6 protein-coding genes and 1 pseudogene are annotated in these 6581 nt (G+C 68.5%); 1 reads left to right on the forward strand and 6 read right to left on the reverse strand.

Going from position 1 to position 6581, the window contains the following annotated elements; all coding sequences use genetic code 11:
* Positions 1 to 10 precede the first annotated feature (10 nt).
* The 4 genes from Q8M88_RS13505 to Q8M88_RS13520 form a co-directional block, all read right to left on the reverse strand.
* Entirely contained in the window at positions 11 to 877 is an 867-nt protein-coding gene (locus Q8M88_RS13505; RefSeq protein WP_305597679.1) for a CoA ester lyase, read from the reverse strand.
* 32 nt (positions 878 to 909) lie between these two features.
* A complete protein-coding gene (locus Q8M88_RS13510) occupies positions 910 to 1887 on the reverse strand; it encodes a D-2-hydroxyacid dehydrogenase (RefSeq protein WP_305597680.1) in 978 nt (325 codons plus the stop codon).
* Positions 1888 to 1964: 77 nt separating this feature from the next.
* Positions 1965 to 2954 carry a zinc-dependent alcohol dehydrogenase family protein gene (locus Q8M88_RS13515; protein WP_305597681.1) on the reverse strand — a complete coding sequence of 330 codons (990 nt, stop codon included), beginning with the start codon at positions 2952 to 2954 and terminating at the stop codon, positions 1965 to 1967.
* A 101-nt stretch (positions 2955 to 3055) separates the two neighbouring features.
* Positions 3056 to 4081 (reverse strand): alcohol dehydrogenase catalytic domain-containing protein, encoded by a 1026-nt coding sequence (locus Q8M88_RS13520; protein WP_305597682.1) that lies wholly within the window; start codon positions 4079 to 4081, stop codon positions 3056 to 3058.
* Positions 4082 to 4213: 132 nt separating this feature from the next.
* On the opposite strand from Q8M88_RS13520, the gene Q8M88_RS13525 reads away from it, so the two are divergent.
* Complete coding sequence (locus Q8M88_RS13525) at positions 4214 to 5290, forward strand: phosphotransferase (RefSeq protein ID WP_305597683.1); 1077 nt, start codon at positions 4214 to 4216, stop codon at positions 5288 to 5290.
* A 12-nt stretch (positions 5291 to 5302) separates the two neighbouring features.
* Here the strand turns inward: Q8M88_RS13525 and Q8M88_RS13530 are convergent, their stop codons facing one another.
* The gene (locus Q8M88_RS13530) at positions 5303 to 6439 is read right to left on the reverse strand and encodes a CaiB/BaiF CoA-transferase family protein (RefSeq protein ID WP_305597684.1); all 1137 of its coding nucleotides are present in this window, start codon (positions 6437 to 6439) and stop codon (positions 5303 to 5305) included.
* A 24-nt stretch (positions 6440 to 6463) separates the two neighbouring features.
* Positions 6464 to 6581, reverse strand: a pseudogene (locus Q8M88_RS13535) (IS5/IS1182 family transposase); the annotation flags it as partial.

The raw sequence follows: 6581 nt of genomic DNA on the forward strand, positions 1-6581 counted from the left end.
TGATGCTGACTCAGAAACCCAGGGCGCGGGCCTGGGCCAGGGTCCTCTCGGCGAGCAGGACCACGGGGACGTCCAGGATGCGCGCGCCATAGCGCACGACGCCCTGTCCGCCGCCCGCTTCCCAGGCCGCCAGCACCGCGTGCGCCTCGGCGATCTCTTCGGTCGAGGGACTGAACGCCGCGTTGGCCTCGGTCACCTGGCGAGGGTCCGCGCAGGCGCCGCCGTTGAGGCCCATGGCGCGCGCCCGCCTGGCGGCCGCGCCGAAGACCTCCGGCTCGTCGATGCCCATGATGCTGGTCGGCACCGCGAACCCGGCGATGCCTCGCGCCTTGGTGACGAGGGCGATCAACCGGGCGGGATGGTCAAGCACGTCGGCGGTGGGCGCGACGCCCATGCTCAGCGAGAAATCTTCCGTGCCCAAGGTCAGCCCCGCCACCCTGGGCGCATCGGCGATCTCGCCCAGATGTTCCAGCGCCAGCGGCGATTCGATCATGACGATGAAGGCGATCGCGCCCTTCGGCAGCCCGCGCTCGGCCTCGTGCTCGCCGACGATCTGCGCGAGCGCGGCGAGACGGCCGGCGTCCTCCACCTTGGGGACCATCAGCGCCGAGACGCCGGGGCGCACGGCGACCTTGAGATCCTCGATCGCCATCAGCCAGGGCGCGTTGATGCGCACCACCACGCGCGCGCCCTCGCCGACCAGGAAGTCGACCGCATCGCCCACCATGGTGCGCGCCTCGGGTTTGTCGGGCACACCGACCCCATCCTCCAGGTCGACGATCAGCACGTCGGCGCCGCGCGTGTGCGCCCGCTCCCACCGGCGCCGCAGATTGGCCGGCACGAACATCATCGAACGCACCGTGGTGAAGTCAGCCATCTCGCTCCTCCGAATGGGCGTCGGCGCAGCGCTCAACGTGGGTCGAGAACGTTGCGGGGCGCGCCGGCCCAGAACCCGTTGATGTTGTCGACAAGCTGGCGCGCCAGAGTGTCTGTCGCCCCGACGCTGGCCCAGGCCACATGCGGCGTGACGATGAAATTCGGCATCCCCAGCAGCGCGCGGAACGGGTGGTCGTCCGGCATCGGCTCCACGCCGACAACATCCAGCCCGGCGCCGGAGATCTGACCGCTGACCAGCGCATCGACCAGCGCCGTGTCGTCCACCAACCCGCCGCGCGCAGTGTTGATCAAGATGGGTCGACGCCGCATCTGTGCGAACTGGTCGGCGCCGATCATGTGGCGCGTCTGCGGTGTCAGTGGACAGTGCAGCGAGATCACGTCGCTCTCGCCCAGCAAAGTCTCCAGCGACACATGCCGCTCATCGATCGCGCGATGGTGCGCCAGGTAGCGGACACGCATGCCGAAGGCGCCGGCCAGTCGACCGACCGCGCCGCCCAGCGCGCCCGCGCCGACGATGCCCAGCGTCGCGCCCGCAAGGTCGCCGAGCGGATAGTCGAAATAGCAGAACTGCCCGGCTTGCGACCAACGACCGTCGGCCACCGACTGACGATAGGCGATCAGGTTGCGCCGTAGCGCCAGCATCAGCGCGATCGTGTGCTCCGGCACAGCGTTGACCGCGTATCCCCGAATGTTCGACACCACGACGCCACGGGCGCGGCAGGCCGCCAGGTCGATGTTATCCGCGCCGGTTGCGGCGACGGCCACCAGCTTGACCGCCGGCGCGCCTTGCAGTGCAGCGGCGGTGATCGGCGCCTTGTTGACGATGACGATGTCCGCGCCGGCGATGCGTGCGTCGACCTCATGCGGGGCGCTGCGTTCGAAGACCTCCAGGTCGTGGGCGAAATCCAGCGTCGGGAGGACGACCGCGGGCGGCAGGGTGGCGCGGTCCAGGAACACCACCTTCGCGCGCGCTCGGCCCTCTTCGGTCATCTGCACCACTCCCCTTCCCGCGGCGCGGTCTCGGTCGCCGACCGCAACCGTCAACGTAACCCCGTGACCCGACCCGCTCAGGGCCGCATGACGACCTTGCCGACGTGCTGGTTAGACTCAAGGTAGCGGTGCGCCTCGACCACATCCTCCAGAGCGAACACCTTAGCCACCGGCATCCTGAAACGTCCGTCCTTGAGCCGAGCCCAGATGTAATCGTAGGCGGCCGCGCGCCGCGCCGGGTCGTTGAGCATGGTGAAGAAGTTGTAGCCTCGCATCGTCAGATTCCGGCGGATCGCCAACTGCCGCGGGAAGGTGGCTGGCAGGTTCGCCATGCCGCCGTAGATCATCAGCACGCCGTCATCGGTCAGGCATTCGAACAGCGTCTCGGCGAATGGTCCGGCGACGGGATCGAAGATCAGCCGCACGCCCTTGCCATCGGTGATCCGCGCCACCTCGGCCTTCAGGTCCTGCTCCTCGGTGGCCACCACGTGGGCGGCGCCGGCGTCGCGCAGCGCCTGGGCCTTGTCGCTGCGCCGGGTGGCGGCGATCGGGATCGCGCCGAGATCGCTGGCGATCTGCACGGCGGCCAGGCCGACGCCGCTGGAGGCGGCGGGGATGATCACGAACTCACCCTTGGCCAGGCCGCCGGTCTCCACCATGCCGCCCCAGGCGGTGAAGAACGCCACCCACACCGAAGCCGCCTGCTCCGGCGCGAGACCCTCGGGGCGCCGCAGCATTCCGGCCAGAGGCAACACCACTTCCGAGGCGTATACGCCGGGTTGCACCAGCCCGCCGTTGGGGGTGGTGCAGATGGCGTCGCCCACAGCCCAGTCGCCGCTGTCGGGACCGAGCTTGACGATCACGCCCGTGGCCTCCGCGCCCAGGCGCGCCGGCAACGGCGGCTTGACGATGTAGTGGCCGCCACGGCGTGCGGCCTCGGCGCGATTGAGCCCGATCGCCTCGATCCGCACCAGCGCCTCGCCTGGGCCGGGTTCGCCGGCGTCGAGGGTCTCGACGCGCAGCACTTCTGGCCCGCCCGTCTCGTGGAACCTGACGACCCTGGCCATTGCATGCCCTCCCGTGGCGGCTATTCGAAACCTTGCGCCGCAAACGCCTAGGCTAAGGCGCTGACGTCAAGCCTGCGCGGCGCAGTCGGATCGAGGATCCGTCAGGCCGGCGCGAGCAGCACCTTGCACTGGTGGCTGCGGTGGCGCAGCGCCTCGAAGGCGTCCGGGAAGGCGTCGAAGTCGACGATGTCCGTGACCATGCCGGTGAGATCGACGCGCGAGCGCAACAGCATGTCCGCCGCGACATCGAAGTCACGCACGCCGTAGGCCAGGGAGAACTGCAGGTTCAGCTCCTTCACGATCCCCAGCATCGGCCGCATCGTGTCCTGCTGCATGCAGACGCCCAGCACCACGATCGTGGAGCGGGGCGCGGCCAGGCCGATGCAGTAGTCGATCATCCCGGGCGAACCCACGCACTCGAAGATCACGTCCGGCGGGCCGCCGACCAGCTTGCGGAACGCGGAGCCGACCTTCTCCTCGGTGGTGACGAAGTCGCTGGCGCCCATGGCGCGCGCCAGGTCGGCGCGTCGATCGCTTTTGGCCGTGACCACGATGCGGCCAGCCCCGAGCGCCCTGGCGCAGGCGACGACGGCGAGGCCGACGGGGCCTGCGCCGACCACCAGGATATTGGCGCCCGGCTTCAGCTTCGCCAGCTCCACGCCGTGCAGTCCGACCGCGAGCGGTTCGACCAGGGCGCTTTCCTCCCACGACAGGCTCTGCGGTAATCGCAGGGTCTCGCGCGCGCCGACGGCGACGTATTCCGCGAAGCCGCCCGGCACGACGCCGCCGGCGTGCGACTTGCCCTGCGAGCACCACACCGGTTGGCCGGCGAGACAGGCCGCGCAGCCGCCGCAACCGATGAACGGCAGCGCGGTGATCTTGTCGCCGGTCTTCCAGTCGCCCTCGACGCCCGGCCCCACCGCGACCACCTCGCCGCAGAACTCATGCCCCAGGATCGAGCCGGCCGTCGGGTTCCTCGGCGCGTGGGCGTCGGTCATGTGCAGGTCGCTGCCGCAGACGCCGCAGTACTTGACCTTCATCACCAGCTGGCCGGGCCCGGGCGTCGGATCGGGCACGTCCTGAACCTTGAGCTTCGATCCAGCCTGTTCGAACACCGCGGCCCGCATGCGCCGACTCCCTTGACGATGAAACATCCCGCCGCCGTTGATCGGCGAACCCGGACGAGCTTGCATCGTCCGGGGAATACGCACCATAACCTAACTTACGGAACACAAGAAAATTTGGGTGAGGACGCGACCATGAGCCTGAACGCCACGCGCATGCGCCTGCCGCTGTCGCTGGACGCGGTGACGCCGGATTGGCTGACGCAAGCGCTCGACACGCGCTTCCCCGGCGTTCGGGTGGCCAGCGCCACGCGCGACCAGGAACGCTCCGGCACTTCGACGTCGGCGCGTTTCGCACTGACCTACGCCGAGCAAGGCGGACACGCGGATCTGCCGGCGTCGATCTACGTCAAAGGCGGCTTCGACGACGTCATGCGCAATCGCGTGTGGGCGGTGCTGATTCAGGAGGCGCGCTTCTATGCCGAGTTGGCGCCCGAGGTTCCGGTCAACATTCCGCTCGCCTACTTCGCCGGCGTCGATGAGGAGGCCAAGCAGGGCGTGATCATCCTGGAGGACATGACCCAGCGCGGCGTGCGCTTCGGCCACGTCACTCTGGACAAGTCGCTCGACACCGTGGCGGCGACCATGGAAGGCCTCGGCAAGCTGCATGCGAAGTTCTGGAATGATCCCCGCCTGCCGGCCTATCGCGCCTGGGCCGACCCGCAACGCAGCTTCCTGCACTACCTGCTGCGCGAGAAGCACTGGAACGCGGTGCATGAGCGGGTCTACGGCGACATGCTCCGCCAGGTGTTTCCCGACCGCGCGTTCGCGCTGGCGGCGCTCACCCGCCTGTACGAGCTGAACGACCGGCTCCCGCACACGCTCTGCCATGGCGATCCACACTCCGGGAACATGTTCTACGAGCCCGACGGCGCCCCCGGTTTCCTGGACTGGCAGCTCGTCTTCCCCGGCGCCCCGGGCCACGACCACGCCGAGATGATGATGAGCTCGCTGACCACCGATGGCCGGCGCAAGCACGAGCGCGATCTGATCGCGCTCTATCGCAACGTGCTGGTCGCGAGCGGCGTGGCGGACGCGCCCAGCTTCGACGACCTGTTCCTGTCCTACCGGCAGAACCAGATGCACAACATGACCCAGTCGGTGTTCAACCCCTATGACATGCAGTCGCAGGAGGTGACGGACATGTCCGCTATCCGTTCCCTGCACGCCGCCATCGACCTGGACATGGTCGAGGCGCTGGGCATGCGGTAGATCGCGGCTCGCTCAGCCCGCGCCGGCCGGTTGGCGCAGGGGCGCGAGAATCTCGTCGTTGTGCTCGCCGAGCTTCGGTGCGCGCCGCGTAGCGTCCGCCGGGGAGCGTTCGAATCGGGCGGGATAGTTGAGGTGGCGCACCGTCCCCAATTCCGGATCCTCGACGTCGACATAGGCCTGGCTGTGCAGCGCCTCGGGGCTCGCGAGGAACTCGGCGGTGGTGTTCACCTTGCCGTAGGGGATGCTGTTCTCCTCCATCAGAGCGAGGAAGGCCTCGGTGGTCATGGCGGCCACCGTGTCGGCGACGGTGTCGTAGAGCAGATCCATGTGGCGGCCGATCGAGGGCATGGTCGCGAACCGCTCGTCGCTGACCATGTCCGGCCGGCCGAGCGCGGTGAGGAAGCGCTCACACTGGCTGGGTTGCAGGACCATGCCGATCACCTGGCCGTCGGCGGTGTCGAGCAGCCGGTAGGACCCTAGCGATCCAGAGCGCGGCGTCGGCTCCATCCCGGACGACACGAACGTATGGTCGTGCATCTGATCGACCAGCATGAACGCCGAGAACGCGGAGGCCATGTTTACCGACACCTTCTGCCCGCGTCCCTCGTCGTGGTCGCGATGGTACAGCGCCGCGACCGTGGCGTTGGCGGCCGACATGGCGGTGATCTTGTCGGCGATCACCGAACGGATCGCCACGGGATCGCCGCCGACGCCGCCCTGGATTGGCATAAAGCCGGTGATCCCCTGGATCACCGCGTCATAGGCAGGTCGATTGACGAACGGGCCGGTCTCGCCGAAGCCGCTGATCGCCACATAGATCAGTCGCGGGTTGGACTTGCGCAGAGCTTCGTAGCCGAAGCCCAGACGCTCCATCACGCCCGGCCGGCTGTTCTGCAGGAAGATGTCGGAGCTGTCGGCGAGCTTGTGGACCATGGCGCGGCCCTCATCGCTCTTGAGATCCACGGTGATCGACTTCTTGCCGCGGTTCACCTGTTCGAAGAAGGCGCTCATCCCCTGATGCAGGGGCGCCACGAAGCGCATCACGTCGCTGCCGGCCGATTCTACCCGGATCACCTCGGCGCCCAGATCGGCCAGGACCTGGCTGCACAGGGGTCCGGAGATCAGCGCGGTCATGTCCAGCACCCGCACCCCGCTCAGAGTCCGTTTGGAAACTCACGGGTGGGTGGTCCGGCGTAGCAGGTTTCCGCCCATGGCGACGAGGATCATGGCCTGCGAGACGTCGATCCGGGCCTCGTAGTCGCGGACCAGACGGCGCCAGCGGGTCATCCAG

Source organism: Phenylobacterium sp., assembly GCF_030693805.1.
Lineage (GTDB): Bacteria > Pseudomonadota > Alphaproteobacteria > Caulobacterales > Caulobacteraceae > Phenylobacterium.